Below are 16,221 nucleotides of genomic sequence, written 5' to 3'. Positions count from 1 at the left end.
GAAGATTGTCAACATAAGTCGTCGTTTTATGTTGAATATATCAATCAAGTTTTAGCGATCTTCAAGGACGTTGCACAACTGCAACGAAAGATGCCCTCATGCGTTGTCTTTGGCCACGGATACGAGGATTCGGACGCGTTGAGAAAACTTTCGACATTGGCGATCCTTCTCGCCGCTACCGCCTTTCTTGCCGGCGCCCGCCTGCCTGCGCAAGGCCCGATGCCCGAACCTCGGCCAGATGCCGGACAGGCGACCAGCCCCACCTCCCCGTCCTCGGAAAAGGCGGAACCGCCCCCGCCTGAAGAGGTCCCGGCCCCTCAGCCGAAACCCGATCTAAAGGATCCGGAGGCACCGGTATCGAGCCAGCCGCCAGCGCCGCAGGCCACACCGTCAAAGCCCGGACCGGCAGAACCGATGCAAGGTCCGCCACGGCCGCCGGGCAGCCCTGAAAGCTCGCAGCCGCCGACGGAAGAAGGTAAGCCGCCCGGCGAGCAGACACTTGAAGAGCAACACCTGACGATTGAACCCGAAAGCGATGCCGAGCATGCCGAATGCACGGCCGCCCTTCAGGCTTTGGGCGTCGCCTTCAAGGACACGCCGCGCATCGACGACGGTAACGGCTGCGGCATCGACAAGCCGATCGTCGTCTCCGAAGCCCTGCCCGGCATCAAGCTGAAGCCGGAGGCGACGATGCGCTGCCCGGCGGCACTCGCCCTTGCCCGCTGGATGAAGGACAGCGTCATCCCGGCGGCTTCCGCCGCCCTGCCGGAGCAGGGCCGCATCACCACCGTCAACCAGGCAACTTCCTATATGTGCCGCCTGCGCAACGGCGCCGGAACCGGCAAGATCTCCGAACATGCCCGCGGCAACGCTATCGATATTGCAAGCTTCCATTTCGAAAAGGGCGAGGATGTCGCCGTCCGCTCCCGCCGCGAGGACTCGACCCTCACCGGCGCCTTCCAGCGTACCGTCAGCGCCGCCGGCTGCCTCTACTTCACCACCGTCCTCGACCCCGAAAGCGACGCCGCCCACGAGACCCACTTCCACCTCGACGTGATCGAGAGGAAGGGCGGCTATCGCTACTGTCACTAATCATTTCAATGGTTTGCGATTCCCGCTTGAATCAGGCCATCCAACCACTAGACTTGAATGCGAAGAACCGGCGGAGCGCCCATCATGACTCGCAAACTCCGGATCTCCTTCTTCGCATGGCTCGGCAATTGCTTGGGTCTAGACCAACTGAATCAAAAGATTCCGTCGCTCGCCGATCTCGCCGCCGCGCTTCCTGAGATTTGACACTGCTAGCAATTATCTCGATTGGGAAATCTCTTTTTACCTTAGCATGCAGCTGGGACTTAGGCTCACAACCAGGAGGTACGATGATCTCATTCAGACCCATGCGTGATAGCGAATATCCGGCTTACCTCGATTATTTCATCACTGATTATGCGACCGAGATTTCGGCCAACTACGGTCTTTCAGGCCCTCAGGCCTTGGCACGGGCCAAACAGGAAATCGCGAACGACCTGCCACATGGCATCAATACTCCCGGCGAGATCATGTTCTGTGTCGTAAACCAAACGCTGGAAGCTGAGAGCGTCGTGGGTTATCTTTGGTACCGACCGGATTTGGCAAGCCGCTCTGCATTCATCAAAGATTTCTATATCTTCGCTGCACATCAGGGAAAAGGGTTCGGCAAACAGGCATTATATGTGCTGGAAACTGAACTGGCGCGGACGGGGTTCGAGCAGATAAGGTTGCGTGTTGCCGAGGATAACAAGCGCGCGAAACATGTCTACGAGGGAACCGGCTTTCGCGTCACCGGCGTCAATATGAGTAAGACAATCAAAACGGGATAATTCATTACGGCTCTTGCGACCTGCCGCCAATTTTCTCCGCGTACTTAAGCTCCAAACATTCCCCACCTCGGCAAGCGCTCTGAAGATCAGAACAATCCCTCGATATAACCCTGGTCGTTCAGGAAAATCCGTTCCGCCGACGGCGACTTCGGCAGGCCGGGCATTGTCATGATCTCGCCGGTGATGGCGACGACGAAGCCCGCTCCCGCCGAAAGCCGCACCTCTCGCACGGTGACGATGTGGCCTTCCGGCGCGCCGCGCAGGTTCGGATCGGTGGAGAAGGAATATTGCGTCTTCGCCATGCAGATCGGCAGCTTGCCGTAACCCTGCTCCTCCCATGTCTGCAGCTGGTCGCGCACCGCCTTGTCGGCCGTCACCTCGCCGGCGTGATAGATTTTCGAGGCGACGATCTCGATCTTCTCGAACAGCGAAAGATCGTCGCCGTAAAGCGGCTGGAATTTCGCCTGCCCGGATTCGGCCAGTTCCACCACCTTGTGCGCCAATTCCTCGATGCCGGCCGAACCTAGTGCCCAGTGGCGGCAGAGGATCGCCTCGGCGCCAAGCCTCGAGACGAATTCCTTGACCGCCGCGATCTCAGCCTCGGTATCGGATACGAAATGGTTGATCGCGACAACGACGGGCACGCCGAAACGGCGCACATTGGCGACGTGCCGGCCAAGATTGGCGCAGCCCTTCTTCAGTGCTGCGACATCCTCCGTGCCGAGATCTTCCTTCTTCACCCCGCCATTCATCTTCAGCGCCCGGACGGTCGCGACGATCACCGCCGCATCCGGCTTCAGCCCCGCCTTGCGGCACTTGATGTCGAAGAATTTTTCCGCTCCGAGATCGGCGCCGAAGCCTGCTTCCGTCACCACATAGTCGCCGAGCTTCAGCGCCGTCTTCGTCGCCGTCACCGAATTGCAGCCATGGGCGATATTGGCGAAAGGCCCGCCATGCACGAAGGCCGGATTGTTCTCGAGCGTCTGCACCAGGTTCGGCTGCATCGCATCTTTCAACAGCACCGCCATGGCGCCGTCGGCCTTCAGGTCGCGCGCATGCACTGGTGTCCTGTCGAAACGATAGCCGATGATGATGTCGCCGAGCCGCTGCTCCAGATCCTTGAGGTCGGTGGCGAGGCAGAGGATCGCCATCACCTCGGAGGCGACGGTGATGTCGAACCCGCCCTGGCGCGGGAAACCGTTGGCGACGCCGCCGAGCGATGAGACCATGCTTCTGAGCGCCCGGTCGTTCATGTCCATGACCCGCCGCCAGGTGATGCGGCGGATGTCGATATTCTCTTCGTTGCCCCAGTAAATGTGGTTGTCGACCATAGCCGCCAGCAGATTGTGCGCCGATGTGATCGCATGGAAATCGCCGGTGAAATGCAGGTTGATGTCTTCCATCGGCACCACCTGCGCATAACCGCCGCCGGCCGCCCCGCCCTTGACACCGAAGCAGGGACCGAGCGAGGCCTCGCGGATGCAGACAATGGCCTTCTTGCCGATCCGGTTCAACCCGTCGCCGAGCCCGACGGTGGTCGTCGTCTTGCCCTCGCCCGCCGGCGTCGGATTGATCGCGGTGACAAGGATCAGCTTGCCGTCCTTCTTGCCCGCTTGTGCGGCGATGAACTCGGCGCTGACCTTCGCCTTGTCGTGACCATAGGGAACGAGCTGCTCGGCCGGAATGCCGAGCTTCGCCCCGATCTCGAAAATCGGCTTCTTGGTGGCGGCACGCGCGATTTCGATATCGGATTTGATGTCTGACATGGATGTTCCCCGAATACAGCCGGTATTTCGCCGAACCATGCCCTTATCTTTCCACAGCGGACAAGTCCAAAAGCCGGCTTCGTTCTTCATTCCACTACAATCCCGTCAATATCCACCATCGCATCTTAAAGGTGTATTTCATATTGACTTTCCCTTAACGATGCAGATCCTCCTTCCAGACAACCGGGAGGATGGAAAATGAACCTCGTCATATGCTGCGACGGCACCTGGAACACGCCGAACGAAACCGAAGGCGGCCTTCCGAGCCCCACCAATGTCGTCAAGCTTTACAACGCCCTGGCCCCAGCCGATCCATCCGGTACAGAACAGAAGGCCTACTATCATCCAGGTGTCGGCACCGATGGCACGTGGTGGGACAAGTTCCTGGGCGGCGGCACGGGCAAGGGCCTCGACCAGAACATCATGAGTGCCTACCGGTGGCTTGCCCTGAATTACACGCCTGGCGACCCCATCTGGCTCTTCGGCTTCAGCCGGGGCGCCTACACGGTTCGCAGCCTCGGCGGCATGATCTCGAAATGCGGCCTCGTCGACCTTGCCCGGTTCGCATCCAAAGATGATGCGCTGTGGAAAGTGGTCCAGAAGATCTTCGATGCCTATCGCGATCCGAAGCCGAGCCCGCTGCGCGCGACGAAAGCCATGCCCTTCTTCAACGCCGCGACCGGGGAAAACCCGTCAAGGCAGACGCCGATCCACTTCATCGGCGTCTGGGATACGGTCGGCTCCCTTGGCATTCCCGACGATATGGGCTTCCTCAACCTGCTCGACGATCCGGACGATCACCGCTTCCACGATACCACGCTCAGCCCCATCGTCGGCCACGCCCGCCATGCGGTCGGGCTGGACGAGAAGCGGCAGAGTTTCATCCCGACGCTTTGGACCTCGAGCGGGCCGCAGACCGACATGAAGCAACTCTGGTTTCCCGGTGTCCACGGCGACGTCGGCGGCGGCTACAGCCAGTCCGGCCTATCGGATGGCGCGCTTTACTGGATGATGAAGGAAGCCGCGGCAGAGGGACTGGCATTCCGTCAAGACGCCCTCCTGCAGCTTAAGCCCAATCCCCGCGGCGTGCTGCACGATTCCGTCCATGGTCTATTCAAGGCCTTGAAGACACGGCCCCGCGCGGCACCCTTGGTTGCCGGCCAGTCGCTCCTGCTCCATGCCTCCGCGATCGATCGCCACGCCAATCCGCCGCTTGATCAGGGCGCCTATTGGCCGCTCAAGGCAAATCTGCCGGTAACCGTCGATATCTTCGCTCGCGATCGCTGGAACTACACCGGCGTCTACCTGAAAAAAGACCTTACCTATAAGCTGACGGCGACCGGCCAGTGGCTGGATGCTTCGATCCGTTCCGGGCCGGAGGGCACCGACGACGGTTCCTTCCAGATCGGCGAAGTCGTCCAGATCGCCTCTTCGATTTTGGGAGGCCTCGAAACACTGACGCAAAAGCTGACCAAGAACGAGCAGATCGATTTCTGGTGGACCCGCCGCGAGGAGAAAATGCCCTGGTTCGCCCTTGTCGGTCTCCTCGCCAATGACATTCCGCCGCCGAAAAGGACGCAGGTAAACAAATCGGCTATCGAGAGATTACCGCACGAGGTCTTCCTGATCGGCGACGGCGCCCCCTTCACGCCGCAGGCCGACGGTTATCTCTACTGCTTCGCCAACGATGCCTGGCAGGCTTACGACAACAATAAGGGCAGTGTGCAACTAACGATCGCCTCGTAGAGGGCACATTGCCGTTGCAGTCTTCTCCTTCGCATCACGACATCAATTTACCGGGGCTCCTATGCCGCAGTGAAAGAACTCAGAGATACCGCAACGCTATTTTTGCAAGTCGAAACTCAACCGGCGCGCGCACTACCGTGGCTAATTATTCACAATTCGAATGAATCGGCTTGCGTTACGTCAATTGGGGCTAGCATCCCGCCGATTTTCTGTATTTGATAGCGGTAACATTAGGCTGCCGGGGGCGTACAAATGTCTTACATGACTACCTCTGAAAGACAGTCATTGCTTTCGGCAGAACTTGCGACCGCACGAACGCGCGGCCTGTTTGCGCAGGCGCTTGGCAGGGTCTCCACAGCCTTCGGATTGTCGCATGCAATATTGATGCACGCCCCCTCCCCGGAAGACCTTCTCTTGAAACCCCTGCTGATCGAGAGCTCGCTTCCGGCTGCCTATGTCAGAGATTTCGACCGTGCCCACATGATGCGCGACTGCCCTTTCGGCCTAAGGCTGAGGAAGTCTGCCGTGCCGCCGGCCTGGCACCTCAACGACGCCTCCAATGGTCAGGCTTTCTCCGCCGAACTGCGTGCCCTGATGCTGCGCCATGCCATACCGGCAGGCGTTGCCATGCCGAACATTGCAGCCGACGGCCAGCGCCTGGTCTTCTGGTTCTGCGGCGAGCGCGCCGCACTCGGCCAGAGCGAAATCAACGAGCTGGCAATGATCATTCTCCATGCACTGGATGCATACAATGCAGTCAAACGCAACGAGGAATGCGCGCATAACGCGCTGTCGACTCGCGAACTAGAAGTTGTGCGCTGGACTGCCCAAGGTAAGACCTCGATCGAAATCGGTCAGATCCTGACGCTCTCGGACCATACTGTGAACGCCTATATGACGAACGCGATCAAAAAACTCGATTGCGTCAACCGGACCCAGTTGGTAGCTAAGGCAATTCGATTGAAGCTGATCAACTGAGGCATCAGAAGAGAGTCGGCACGTCGTCCCGTGATCTGGGGGAATCGTGCCTCTTCACTTCGAACAGCCCGTTATTGACAAGACAGAACAATCCCGCGCCCACATCGGCATCACCGATGCGGAAGTCGTCCAGATGCTTGCTGCCTATCGTCTTTTCGGCTTCTGGCGCATCGACATCGAGACAGGACATTTCTTTGCAAGCGAGGATGTCCACGCAATCTTCGGCCTCTCCTACAGCGACGGCCCTGTCAACCTGACAGAGCTGATGTCGCGCATCCACGAGGAGGACCGCAGCCTGATCGCCCAAACCTTCGAAGAGGCGAGCCTTCACGGCGTCGGCTTCCATTTTGTTTATCGTGTCGACAACCGGCTTGGCGGCTACAAGCTGGTGCGCAGCGTCGGCCGCTTCCGCAACGATGAAAGCGGCGGCGGCATCGTCGGCATCACCTATGAATTCGTCGAGAAACTGCGCGTCGTCGGCTTCGAGGACAACACGATACCCCGCTGAATCCAGATGTTTTAGCGGTCGAGCACCGAGCGGATCTCGACGAGGTTCGAGCGCACCCTCAGAATATAGAAACCCATGGTGGCGAGATGGCTCGGCATGATCCAGCCATCCTCGCGCCCGTTCGAGATGATCGCCGGCTGGATGCGCAGTGCGGCCTGGAACTGCCGCGTCGTTCCGCCCCAGATCGCACCGAGATTACGTTCCTGCACCACCTGCGAGAAATCCGCCTGCGCGGCGGCAAGGATGGCGTAGTAAGCATAGAGCTGGCCATAGGCGAACCAGAACCGGTCGTCGGCGCGGGTATCGAACCAGCCGCGATTGTGGTTTTCCGAGCGCTCGGCGAGCATGTCGGAGGTGCCGCCGAGATCGTTGGCGATGCGGTCGATGAACTGCATAAGATTGTCGGCGCGGCCGTCGAAAACGACGTTGCAGAGGGCGAGATCGGTGTTGAATTTGCGCAGGCTGCCTATCGCCGAGCGGTAATAGGAGGGCGTCGGTGTCTTCGGCCCGAAGGGGTTGAGGCCGAAATACCAGCTGTTTTCGTCGAACTGCAGATTGCCGCGCGCGCTCTGCAGGTCGTTGTTAATGCCCGACGTGCCGCGCACACGCCCGAGCGTATCGACAAGCTCCGCCGAAGTCCGCCGCACCGCCTGGTTGATACCGCGCTGGAAAGAGGCCTTGTTGTCGAGGAAGGGCGTATGATCCCAGTCGACGCCGAAAAAGCCCATCTTGTAGAGCAGCATGGAGGAGATCCATGCGTTCTGGTTGACATTGAAATCGGTCAGATCAGCCGCGACGTCGACGATCGCCGAGCGCTGGCAAGTCTTCGGTGCCGTCGCAGCGGTACCGTCGGCCGCCGGCACGTCCTGTCCGGCCGCGACCTTGCGCTCCGAAAGCCGGTACTGGTCCACGAAGGCGGGGTTGAAATTCGTCCAGACCTGCGTCTGCCAGAAGAAATGGCCGTAGAGCCCGACAAGCAGAACCACGGCTGCGATCACAGGCAGCCGGATCATCCAGCTCCGGCGCTGATACCAGCCGTGCGCGGCAAGAAAGGGCCAAAAGGCCCAGGCGGAAAACAGGCGGGCCCAGCGGCCGATCGTCTGGCCGATCAGCCTGAAAAAACCGGCTATCCGGTCAAGCATCGTCGTCTCCTGTCAGGCGAGGCGAACATCGGGACATTGCCGCCCGCTGCATCCCACATATGCGCTCGATGGGCCGAGCACAACACGAGCCCTTCGATTTTTCGGAATGAAAAGCATTGCGCAAGAGGGGTGCCCTGCTGGTCAGGAGCGCGGGAAAGGCAGGCTGAAACGGAAAGACCTGCGCGCCGTGTCGATCAGAGGCGCTCCCGATGTTTCCGGCGGCGATTCGGCATAGGTCGGAAACCTTCTGGCGAGCTCGATATCGGCGCGGCTCTTGCGCCGCTCCAGATCCTGGGCGACCAGCATGCCCTTCTCAAACAGCCTGATCGGTGCGGCGATATCGGGAAAGAGTTCCGGCTTGATCCTCACCTTCATGCCTGGCCGATCGGTATCGACCTGCGCCTGGTAGATGATCAGCCGCTCTTCCACGTCGATCAGCAGCTTGCGCAGCAGCGCGTTGCAGGCGGCGATCCGGCCGTTCAGCGAATCGACAAAGGCCTGGAACAGGCCGATGAAGCGCTCACGCCTCTGGCTGTCGTCGCGCATCTCGTGCTCTCCGGCGGAAATCCGCTCGGCCTCCGCCTTCAGCGCCCGCCGCTCCGCCTCCATCTGCTCCCAATGCGCCCTGTTGCCATAGACGCCGATACGGCCCTGCGTCGTCAGCGCCTTGGCATTGAGCTCCTTCATCTTGAGGCGGGCGATATCGATGGAAACAACCAGCCGGCGCCGCTGCTCGACGATATCGACAAGGCCGAGTTCGGCGGCCTTGTGCCGTTCGGTGAGCGCGGCGCGCTGGCCGGCAATCAGTCCCGCGAGCGCATCCGATTTCGTCAAAAGGTCGAGCAGCCGCTCGATGACAGGCGCTTCGCGCACACGTTCGGTATACATGCGCCACATCCGTTGGCGCGACACCCAGCCGGCCATCTTCTCACGCAGCGTCAACCCCCGGAAACTGTCGAGATCGGCTGAAACCTCGGCCGTCAACCGATCGAGGCAAAAGACCAGCTCGGCCAGTTGGGCGTCGAGCGCCGCAGCATCGGCGATATGGGCCTGGAAGCGGGTATTCTGCTCGAGGAAGACCTCGTCGGCCGATCGTGTTTCGTCGCCGCTGAAGGCGCCGATCGCGGCCACGCAATAGGCTCCCTCGGCCACAATCCTTTCGGCAAGGCTGCCTGCGGCTTCATACTGGCTGTCGAATGGCGGGGGTTTGCGCACCAAGCCTCTCCAGGGAATCTCCTGCCCGCAAGCTAGCCGCTTGCGACGCCAAAGAAAACAGGCAGCGTCGCCGGCTTCAGACCGGCTCGGCGATCCAGGTACCGTTCATCGCGTCGTCCCAGTGCCTGCGGCAGAGCGAGACATATTTCTCGTTGCCGCCGACATCGATCTGGGCGCCTTCGTGCAATACTTTTCCTTCCGCGTCGAGCCGCACAACCATCGTCGCCTTGCGTCCGCAATGGCAGATCGTGCGCACCTCGCGCATTTCGTCGGCGATCGCCAGCAGTTCCTGCGAGGCCGGAAACAGCTTGCCCTGGAAATCGGTTCTTAGCCCGTAGACCATCACAGGGATGCCGAGCCTGTCGACGATGCGGGCAAGCTGCCAGACATGGACAGGCGTCATAAAATGCGCCTCGTCGACGAAGATGCAGGAAATCGGCGCCCCTTCGCCGCTCAGCGTGGCGACCAACCGGAACAGATCCTCCTGCGGCTCGAAGGGAATGGCGCTCGCCTCCAAGCCGATCCGCGAGCCGATGACGCCTCGGCCCGCGCGCTCGTCGAAGGCGGCGATCAGCTGCACCGTGCGCATGCCGCGCTCCTGGTAATTATAGGAGGCCTGCAGCAGCATCGTCGACTTGCCGGCGTTCATCGTCGAGTAGTTGAAATAGAGTTTTGCCATCCGATTTCTCCTTGATCGGCTTATTGAAAGCTCGGAATGGCAAAGAAAAGCCCTGGGTGAACGATAATCACAGGAATCCGGCTCGAAAACCGCGGAAAGCCCCGAAAACAAGGCACCGCCAAAAAAACCGCGGACGTCGCAATCGCATGGGTCGATACGGCGCAAACGCACTGAGGTCGCTTGTCAAACTCGGTTAATGATGGTTGGCTTGGGAACTTAAAGACTGGGAGTCTAAAATGAAAACAACAAGCACGTTCAAACTCGTTACCGCAACTGCCGTCGCCGCCCTCTCCGTTGCGACCGCCGCCTTCGCTGCCGATCCCGACAGCTGCTCCACCGTTCGTTTCTCGGACGTCGGCTGGACGGATATCACCGCCACCACCGCCACCGCATCCGTCGTCCTGAAGAGCATCGGCTATCAGACCGACGTCAAGGTTCTCTCGGTGCCGGTCACCTATACCTCGCTGAAGAACAAGGACATCGATGTCTTCCTCGGCAACTGGATGGAGACGCAGGAGAAGGACGTCCGTCCCTATCTCGACGACAAGTCGGTCGAATCCTTCGGCCCAAACCTCGTCGGCGCCAAGTACACGCTCGCAACCAACGCCAAGGGTGCTGAACTCGGCATCAAGGACTTCAAGGATATCGCCGCTCACAAGGACGATCTCGACGGCAAGATCTACGGCATCGAGCCCGGCAATGACGGCAACCGCCTCGTCATGGACATGATCGAGAAGGACGAGTTCGGCCTGAAGGATATGGAAGTCGTCGAGTCCTCCGAACAGGGCATGCTCGCCCAGGTCGCCCGTGCCGACAAATCGGGCAAGCCCGTTGTCTTCCTCGGCTGGGCACCCCATCCGATGAACACCAACTTCAAGCTGACCTACCTCACAGGCGGCGACAACGTCTTCGGTCCTGACTTCGGCGGCGCCAAGGTCTTCACCAATGTCCGTGCCGGTTATCTCGAAGAATGCCCGAATGTCGGCATGATGTTGAAGAACCTGAAGTTCTCCCTCGACATGGAAAACCAGATCATGGGCAAGATCCTCAACGACGGCAAGGAGCCGGAAGCTGCGGCTTCTGAATGGCTGAAGGCGAACCCCGCAGCGCTCGAGCCTTGGCTTGCGGGCGTCAAGACCCGCGACGGCAGCGGCGAGGCCCTCGCGGCCGCCAAGACCGGCCTCGGCCTCTAATGATATGAACGGGGCGGCTCGCCGCCCCGTTTCATTTTTGTCCGATTGTTGTTTTTTGGATAGGCGCGCCCTTGAATTGGATCACCGAGTTTAAGATTCCCGTTGGCCCCTGGGCCAAATCCTTTGTGGATTGGCTGACCTCGAACGGCGAATGGTTCTTCAACCAGATCGCCTTCCTGCTGTCGAGCGCGATAGACGGCCTGCTCTTCGTGCTGCAGAAGCCTCATCCGCTGATCGTCATCGCTGCCATCACTGCCATCGCCTTTTGGCTGCGCCGGTCGATCGCGGTTGCCGTCTTCACCTGTCTCGGGCTGCTGCTGATCGTGAACCAGGACTATTGGAAGGAAACGACGGAGACGCTCGCCCTCGTGCTCGCCGCCACCTTCGTCTGTATGGTGATCGGTATTCCGCTCGGCATTGCCGCCGCCCGCCGCCCTTGGGTCTATGCTGCCATGCGCCCGGTGCTCGATCTCATGCAGACCATACCGACTTTCGTCTATCTGATCCCGGCGCTCATCCTATTCGGCCTCGGCATGGTGCCAGGCCTGATCGCGACCGTCATCTTCGCAATCCCCGCCCCGATCCGGCTGACGCGCCTCGGCATCATCTCAACGCCGCCGTCCCTCGTCGAAGCCGCCGTGGCTTTCGGCGCGACGCCGATACAGGTGCTGCGCAAGATCGAGCTTCCCTTCGCCACGCCGCAGATCATGGCGGGTCTCACCCAGACCATCATGCTGTCGCTGTCGATGGTCGTCATCGCCGCCCTTGTCGGCGCTCCAGGGCTTGGCGTGCCCGTCGTCCGTGCGCTGAACACCGTCAATATCGCCAAGGGCTTCGAGGCGGGCTTCTGCATCGTCATCCTGGCAATCATTCTCGACCGGATGTTCCGCACCGCGGGTGAAGGAGGCGCTGCATGACCGCGGTAAGCTTTAACAATGTCAGCATCGTCTTTGGCGATCGACCGGAAACCGCGCTTGCCATGGTCGACCAGGGCAAAACACGCGACGAGATCGGCGCCGCCACCGGTCTGGTGCTCGGCGTGGCCAACGCCTCGCTGACGATCGAGGAAGGCGAGATCCTGGTGCTGATGGGTCTTTCCGGCTCCGGCAAGTCGACGCTGCTGCGCGCCGTCAACGGGCTCGCTCCCGTGGTGCGTGGCGATGTCGCGGTCTCGGCGGCCACCGGCCCCGTCAACCCCTATAGATGCAATGCCAAGGCGCTACGCGAGCTGCGCACCCACACCGTCTCCATGGTGTTCCAGCAATTCGCCCTCCTGCCCTGGCGCACAGTCGCCGACAATGTCGGCTTCGGTCTCGAGCTCGCCGGCATGCCGGAAGCCGAACGCAAGCTCCGCGTCGGCGAACAACTTGAACTCGTCAACCTGACGAAATGGGCCGATCGCAAGGTCAACGAGCTTTCCGGCGGCATGCAGCAGCGTGTCGGGCTCGCCCGCGCCTTTGCCACCGGCGCCCCGATTCTGCTCATGGACGAGCCGTTCTCGGCGCTCGACCCATTGATCCGCACCCGCCTGCAGGATGAACTCCTGGAGTTCCAGCGGCGGCTGAAGAAGACCATCCTCTTCGTCAGCCACGATCTCGACGAGGCCTTCCGCATCGGCAATCGCATTGCCATCATGGAGAGCGGCCGCATCATCCAGTGCGGGACGCCGCACGATATCGTCAAGAACCCCGCCGACCAGTATGTCGCTGATTTCGTGCAGAACCTCAATCCGATCAACATGCTGACGGCGGCCGACGTCATGCAGCCAGGCCTCGGCCAGACTGCCGCCGGCATGAGCGTCAGCGCCACGGCCCGCGCCGCGACCCCGCTCATCGATATTCTCGATGCCCTTGCCCGCCAGCCGGGCAGTATCGGCATCGTCGAGAACGGCACGATCGTCGGCACCATCTCGGCTCAGGATATCGTTGCCGGCCTCACCCGCCATCGCCGCAAGGAGGAAGCTTGATGTTTTCCATCCGCTTTGTCACAAAGCGGATATGAAAGATCAGCCCTCGCCCTTACGCGAAACCGACGACGATGCCCGCAAGCTCGCCCGCGTGCTTTTGCGCTCCGCACGGCACGCGGCGATTGCCGTTCTCAGCCCCGAGACCGGTTTCCCCTTCGCCAGCCGCGTGCTCGTCGCCACCGATATCGACGGCAGCCCCGTCATCCTGGTTTCTCAGCTGTCGGCCCATACCAGGGCGCTCGCCAAAGACCCGCGCGCCTCCCTCCTGACTGGCGAGCCAGGCAAGGGCGATCCCCTCGCCTATCCCCGTCTGACAACCCAATGCCTGGCAGAACCCGTCGAGCGCAGCAACCCATTCTACGAGCGTATCCGCACGCGTTTTCTCGCCCGCCATACCAAGGCGACGCTTTATATCGACTTTCCTGATTTCCTGTTTTTCCGTCTCAAGCCGGAACAGGCCAGCCTCAATGGCGGCTTCGGCCGCGCCTACCAGCTGGATGGGAATGATCTCATAATCCAGTCGGCGGCGAATGAGGCGATCGCCGCCGAGGCGGCAGAGACAGTGCGAGATTTAGTAGAACGCCATCCCGATGTCGCCGAAGCCCTCGCTAACAGGCTAAAGGCGCCAGAATCGGGTCCCTGGCGCATTTGTGGTATCGATTCCTCAGGTTTTGACATGATTTCCGGCGACTTGCTGCTGCGATACGAGTTCGAAACCCTCGCGGTGGATGCCGATCACATTTGTTCAAACATGACTAAAATAGCATACTCGATACCTTAAATTTAGGTATATACAATCTTCGAGCCTAGTTGGTAGGCTTTTGGTGTCAGTCAAAATCCCGGCTGGTACCCTGCGCCAACACGCTTGATGTACGTTTCGCATTAGGAAGATAACATATGGAAACCTCTGATTTGGCCGATCACACGACCGTGGCGGCAGCTTTATTGTCGGCCATGGCCAATCCGAAGAGATTGCTGATCCTGTGTAGCCTCGTGAAGGGCGAAGTGGCCGTCGGCGTGCTTGCGACGCAGGTCGGGCTCAGCCAGTCGGCTCTCTCTCAGCACCTGTCGAAACTGCGCGCTCAAAAGCTGGTCAAGACCCGCCGGGACGCACAAACCATTTATTATTCGAGCACCTCCGAGCCGGTCATGAAGATTCTGGCAACTCTCGAAGACATTTACCTCGTGCAGAACAGAAATAGATCCGCCGCCTGATGATAGCGCTGACATGAATGTCGGCCGATGCCATGCTGCAAGGGTATGTTCCCGGAGGCTCGGCACCGATATTTCAGCACGTGAACCTTATGGCATGACCGGCAAATTTGCGATTTGCCGGTCGTACTTTTAGAATGATGGCCGATCGCGCCGGAGCGCCCGTCCCGCAATTGATCTTTTGTTTTGGTGCATTCCAGACGTAAAACCGCCGCGCAGTTTTGGCGGTATCGCTTTAACTGCCGACCACACCGTTATCGGAGCGGGTCAGCACCACCAGCGACGGGCGGGCAGGCATGCCGGGCTTGAAGTCGGGCCAGCTGGTGCCGGCATCCTCCATCGAAGTCGCATCCTCGTTGTCGGCCATCCGCAATTCGCCCGGATGCTGAACCGAGAGGAAGACGCTGCTGCCATCCGCAGTGAACGTCGGCGAACAGGTTTCCGAACCGACGGGCGCAATATAGAACAGCTTCGGCAGTGCCCGGCCCGGGCCCTCGGTATCCATCACATAGACGGAATCGGCAATGCCTTCCGGTGGCGGGCCATCGGTAGTGACCCAGAGGCGTCCGGCCGGATCGACCGCGAGATTGTCAGGGTCTGTGAACCAGCCGGAGGAGGTCGTCGCCGGATGGAACATCGCCTGATCCTCGGCCTTGGCAGGGTCGCCGCAGAGAATGAAGACGTCCCACTTGAAGCTCTCGGCGGCATAATCCGGCTTTTCAGGACCACCAGGTGCTGCGAGTTCCAGCAGGTGGCCATGCGGATTGGGGCCGCGCGGATTGGCGATGTTGACCATCTCCTTCTCATCGCCGCCATCAACCTTGGGCAGCCGATCTTCGTTCTCCGTCATGGCGACATAGAGTTTGCCAGTGCCGAGATGCGGGATGAAGCCTTCCGGCCCGTCCATCGGCGTAGCGCCGACGAGATCGGCGGCGGCGCGCGTCGCCAGCACGACGTCAGCCTGGCTCTTGAAGCCAGCTTCCGCGCTCAACGGCCCCTCGCCGGCAATGAGCGGGATCCAGCGCATCGTGCCGTCGCTTTCGAACTTGGCGACATCAAGCGTGCCGTGGTCGAGCAGGTCCTTGTTGGCGGCGCTGTCGTTCGGGTTCCAGGGATCGCGGGTGACGAAGCGGTAGATATATTCGAAGTCGTCGTCGTCGCCCATGAAGACCACCACGCGGCCGTCAGGGGCGACGCTACACTGAGCGCCCTCATGCGTCATGCGGCCGAGCGAGGTGCGCTTGACCGGCTTTGCAGAGGGATCGAGCGGGTCGATCTCGACCACCCAGTCGAAACGCATCCATTCGTTCGGCTCTTCCTCGAACTTGAAGCGCGGCTCGATGCGGCTGACGGAATAGATATCGTTCTCGTCCTCGTCCCAGCCCTGGCGCTCGACCAGCTCCTGGTTCGGCAATTTCTTGTAGTCGCCGGCGAAGACATCCATCGCGCCTTCCTCGCCTGCGTCAGCTTCTCGCGATAGTTTTCGTCCGTCAGGCCGGGAAACATCAGGAAAGGCGTTGCATATTCATGGCTGACCACCATCAGCCCATGGTTGGAACTCTTCTCGCCCCAGGGCAGCGGCAGAAACTGCGTGAAGTCGTTGTTGTAGCCGAACTGTCGCTCGGCCGCCTTACCATCAAGCGTCGCGATATCGAATTCCGGGCTGTCGGCAAACAGTGCATCGCCCCAACGTGCCAGGATCTGGCGCTCATAGCCCTCCGGCCAGTGGTCGTCGGTATCGCGCACGCGCCTGAGTTCCGGAAATGTCAGGCTGGAGCCGGCAGCCTCGGCATGTGCGGTTCCGAGCGCTGGCGAAAGTGCCGCAGCGCCCATCGCTGCGAGAAAGCCCTTGAGCACGCTGCGGCGGCGAACGCCCTCTTCGAGAATGGCGCCGTAACTTGGCGCGAATGTATGGCGCCGCGTGGGGCGCGCCCTTGTCTTCTGGCGTCAGACATCA

At 60.6% G+C, this 16,221-nt stretch carries 15 protein-coding genes and 1 pseudogene; 10 read left to right on the top strand and 6 right to left on the bottom strand.

From position 1 onward, the window contains the following. Positions 1-78 precede the first annotated feature (78 nt). Both RWJ89_RS30400 and RWJ89_RS30395 read left to right on the top strand, forming a co-directional pair. The gene (locus RWJ89_RS30400; protein WP_410056120.1) at positions 79-1,092 is read left to right on the top strand and encodes an extensin-like domain-containing protein; all 1,014 of its coding nucleotides are present in this window, start codon (positions 79-81) and stop codon (positions 1,090-1,092) included. Positions 1,093-1,379: 287 nt separating this feature from the next. Next, positions 1,380-1,859, top strand: coding sequence for a GNAT family N-acetyltransferase (locus RWJ89_RS30395; RefSeq protein ID WP_246621784.1), 480 nt, complete (start codon positions 1,380-1,382; stop codon positions 1,857-1,859). Between the two features lie 86 nt (positions 1,860-1,945). Here RWJ89_RS30395 and RWJ89_RS30390 read toward each other — a convergent pair whose 3' ends face one another. Further along, positions 1,946-3,625, bottom strand: coding sequence for a formate--tetrahydrofolate ligase (locus RWJ89_RS30390; protein WP_316031908.1), 1,680 nt, complete (start codon positions 3,623-3,625; stop codon positions 1,946-1,948). Between the two features lie 198 nt (positions 3,626-3,823). On the opposite strand from RWJ89_RS30390, the gene RWJ89_RS30385 reads away from it, so the two are divergent. The 3 genes from RWJ89_RS30385 to RWJ89_RS30375 all read left to right on the top strand — a co-directional run bounded on the left by RWJ89_RS30385 (position 3,824) and on the right by RWJ89_RS30375 (position 6,857). Further along, positions 3,824-5,371, top strand: coding sequence for a DUF2235 domain-containing protein (locus tag RWJ89_RS30385; RefSeq protein WP_131639622.1), 1,548 nt, complete (start codon positions 3,824-3,826; stop codon positions 5,369-5,371). Between the two features lie 252 nt (positions 5,372-5,623). After that, positions 5,624-6,349, top strand: coding sequence for a helix-turn-helix transcriptional regulator (locus RWJ89_RS30380; protein WP_168257501.1), 726 nt, complete (start codon positions 5,624-5,626; stop codon positions 6,347-6,349). A gap of 46 nt (positions 6,350-6,395) precedes the next feature. Then, complete coding sequence (locus RWJ89_RS30375) at positions 6,396-6,857, top strand: PAS domain-containing protein (protein ID WP_029873247.1); 462 nt, start codon at positions 6,396-6,398, stop codon at positions 6,855-6,857. An 11-nt stretch (positions 6,858-6,868) separates the two neighbouring features. Here the strand turns inward: RWJ89_RS30375 and RWJ89_RS30370 are convergent, their stop codons facing one another. The 3 genes from RWJ89_RS30370 to RWJ89_RS30360 all read right to left on the bottom strand — a co-directional run bounded on the left by RWJ89_RS30370 (position 6,869) and on the right by RWJ89_RS30360 (position 9,893). Further along, positions 6,869-7,999, bottom strand: coding sequence for a DUF2333 family protein (locus RWJ89_RS30370; protein WP_316031907.1), 1,131 nt, complete (start codon positions 7,997-7,999; stop codon positions 6,869-6,871). A 141-nt stretch (positions 8,000-8,140) separates the two neighbouring features. Beyond that, positions 8,141-9,214: a hypothetical protein gene (locus tag RWJ89_RS30365; RefSeq protein WP_222010243.1), complete on the bottom strand. Its 1,074-nt coding sequence runs from the start codon at positions 9,212-9,214 to the stop codon at positions 8,141-8,143. A 76-nt stretch (positions 9,215-9,290) separates the two neighbouring features. After that, positions 9,291-9,893: a thymidine kinase gene (locus RWJ89_RS30360; RefSeq protein WP_020051152.1), complete on the bottom strand. Its 603-nt coding sequence runs from the start codon at positions 9,891-9,893 to the stop codon at positions 9,291-9,293. Positions 9,894-10,129: 236 nt separating this feature from the next. Between RWJ89_RS30360 and RWJ89_RS30355 the strand changes: the two genes are divergently transcribed. The 5 genes from RWJ89_RS30355 (at position 10,130) to RWJ89_RS30335 (ending at position 14,267) form a co-directional block, all read left to right on the top strand. Beyond that, on the top strand, positions 10,130-11,086 hold the full coding sequence (locus tag RWJ89_RS30355; RefSeq protein ID WP_020051153.1) for a choline ABC transporter substrate-binding protein: 957 nt from the start codon (positions 10,130-10,132) through the stop codon (positions 11,084-11,086). A 71-nt stretch (positions 11,087-11,157) separates the two neighbouring features. After that, positions 11,158-12,003 (top strand): choline ABC transporter permease subunit, encoded by an 846-nt coding sequence (gene choW / locus RWJ89_RS30350; RefSeq protein WP_017961531.1) that lies wholly within the window; start codon positions 11,158-11,160, stop codon positions 12,001-12,003. Next, positions 12,000-13,052: a choline ABC transporter ATP-binding protein gene (gene choV, locus RWJ89_RS30345; protein ID WP_131664564.1), complete on the top strand. Its 1,053-nt coding sequence runs from the start codon at positions 12,000-12,002 to the stop codon at positions 13,050-13,052. Before choW ends, choV begins: the two co-directional genes overlap by 4 nt. A gap of 31 nt (positions 13,053-13,083) precedes the next feature. Continuing rightward, a complete protein-coding gene (locus RWJ89_RS30340; RefSeq protein WP_131664563.1) occupies positions 13,084-13,833 on the top strand; it encodes a HugZ family pyridoxamine 5'-phosphate oxidase in 750 nt (249 codons plus the stop codon). Between the two features lie 116 nt (positions 13,834-13,949). Then, positions 13,950-14,267 carry an ArsR/SmtB family transcription factor gene (locus RWJ89_RS30335; RefSeq protein ID WP_003541857.1) on the top strand — a complete coding sequence of 106 codons (318 nt, stop codon included), beginning with the start codon at positions 13,950-13,952 and terminating at the stop codon, positions 14,265-14,267. Between the two features lie 232 nt (positions 14,268-14,499). Here RWJ89_RS30335 and RWJ89_RS30330 read toward each other — a convergent pair whose 3' ends face one another. Both RWJ89_RS30330 and RWJ89_RS33290 read right to left on the bottom strand, forming a co-directional pair. Then, positions 14,500-15,708 (bottom strand): PhoX family protein, encoded by a 1,209-nt coding sequence (locus RWJ89_RS30330; protein ID WP_410056119.1) that lies wholly within the window; start codon positions 15,706-15,708, stop codon positions 14,500-14,502. A gap of 9 nt (positions 15,709-15,717) precedes the next feature. Beyond that, positions 15,718-16,097: pseudogene (locus tag RWJ89_RS33290) on the bottom strand (alkaline phosphatase PhoX); the annotation flags it as partial. Positions 16,098-16,221: the final 124 nt, after the last annotated feature.

The organism is Rhizobium sp. 10PS4, from assembly GCF_032464805.1.
Taxonomy (GTDB): Bacteria; Pseudomonadota; Alphaproteobacteria; order Rhizobiales; family Rhizobiaceae; genus Rhizobium; species Rhizobium laguerreae.
Note: the sequence above shows the minus strand (reverse complement) of the source record. Positions and strands in the feature narration are given on the sequence as shown.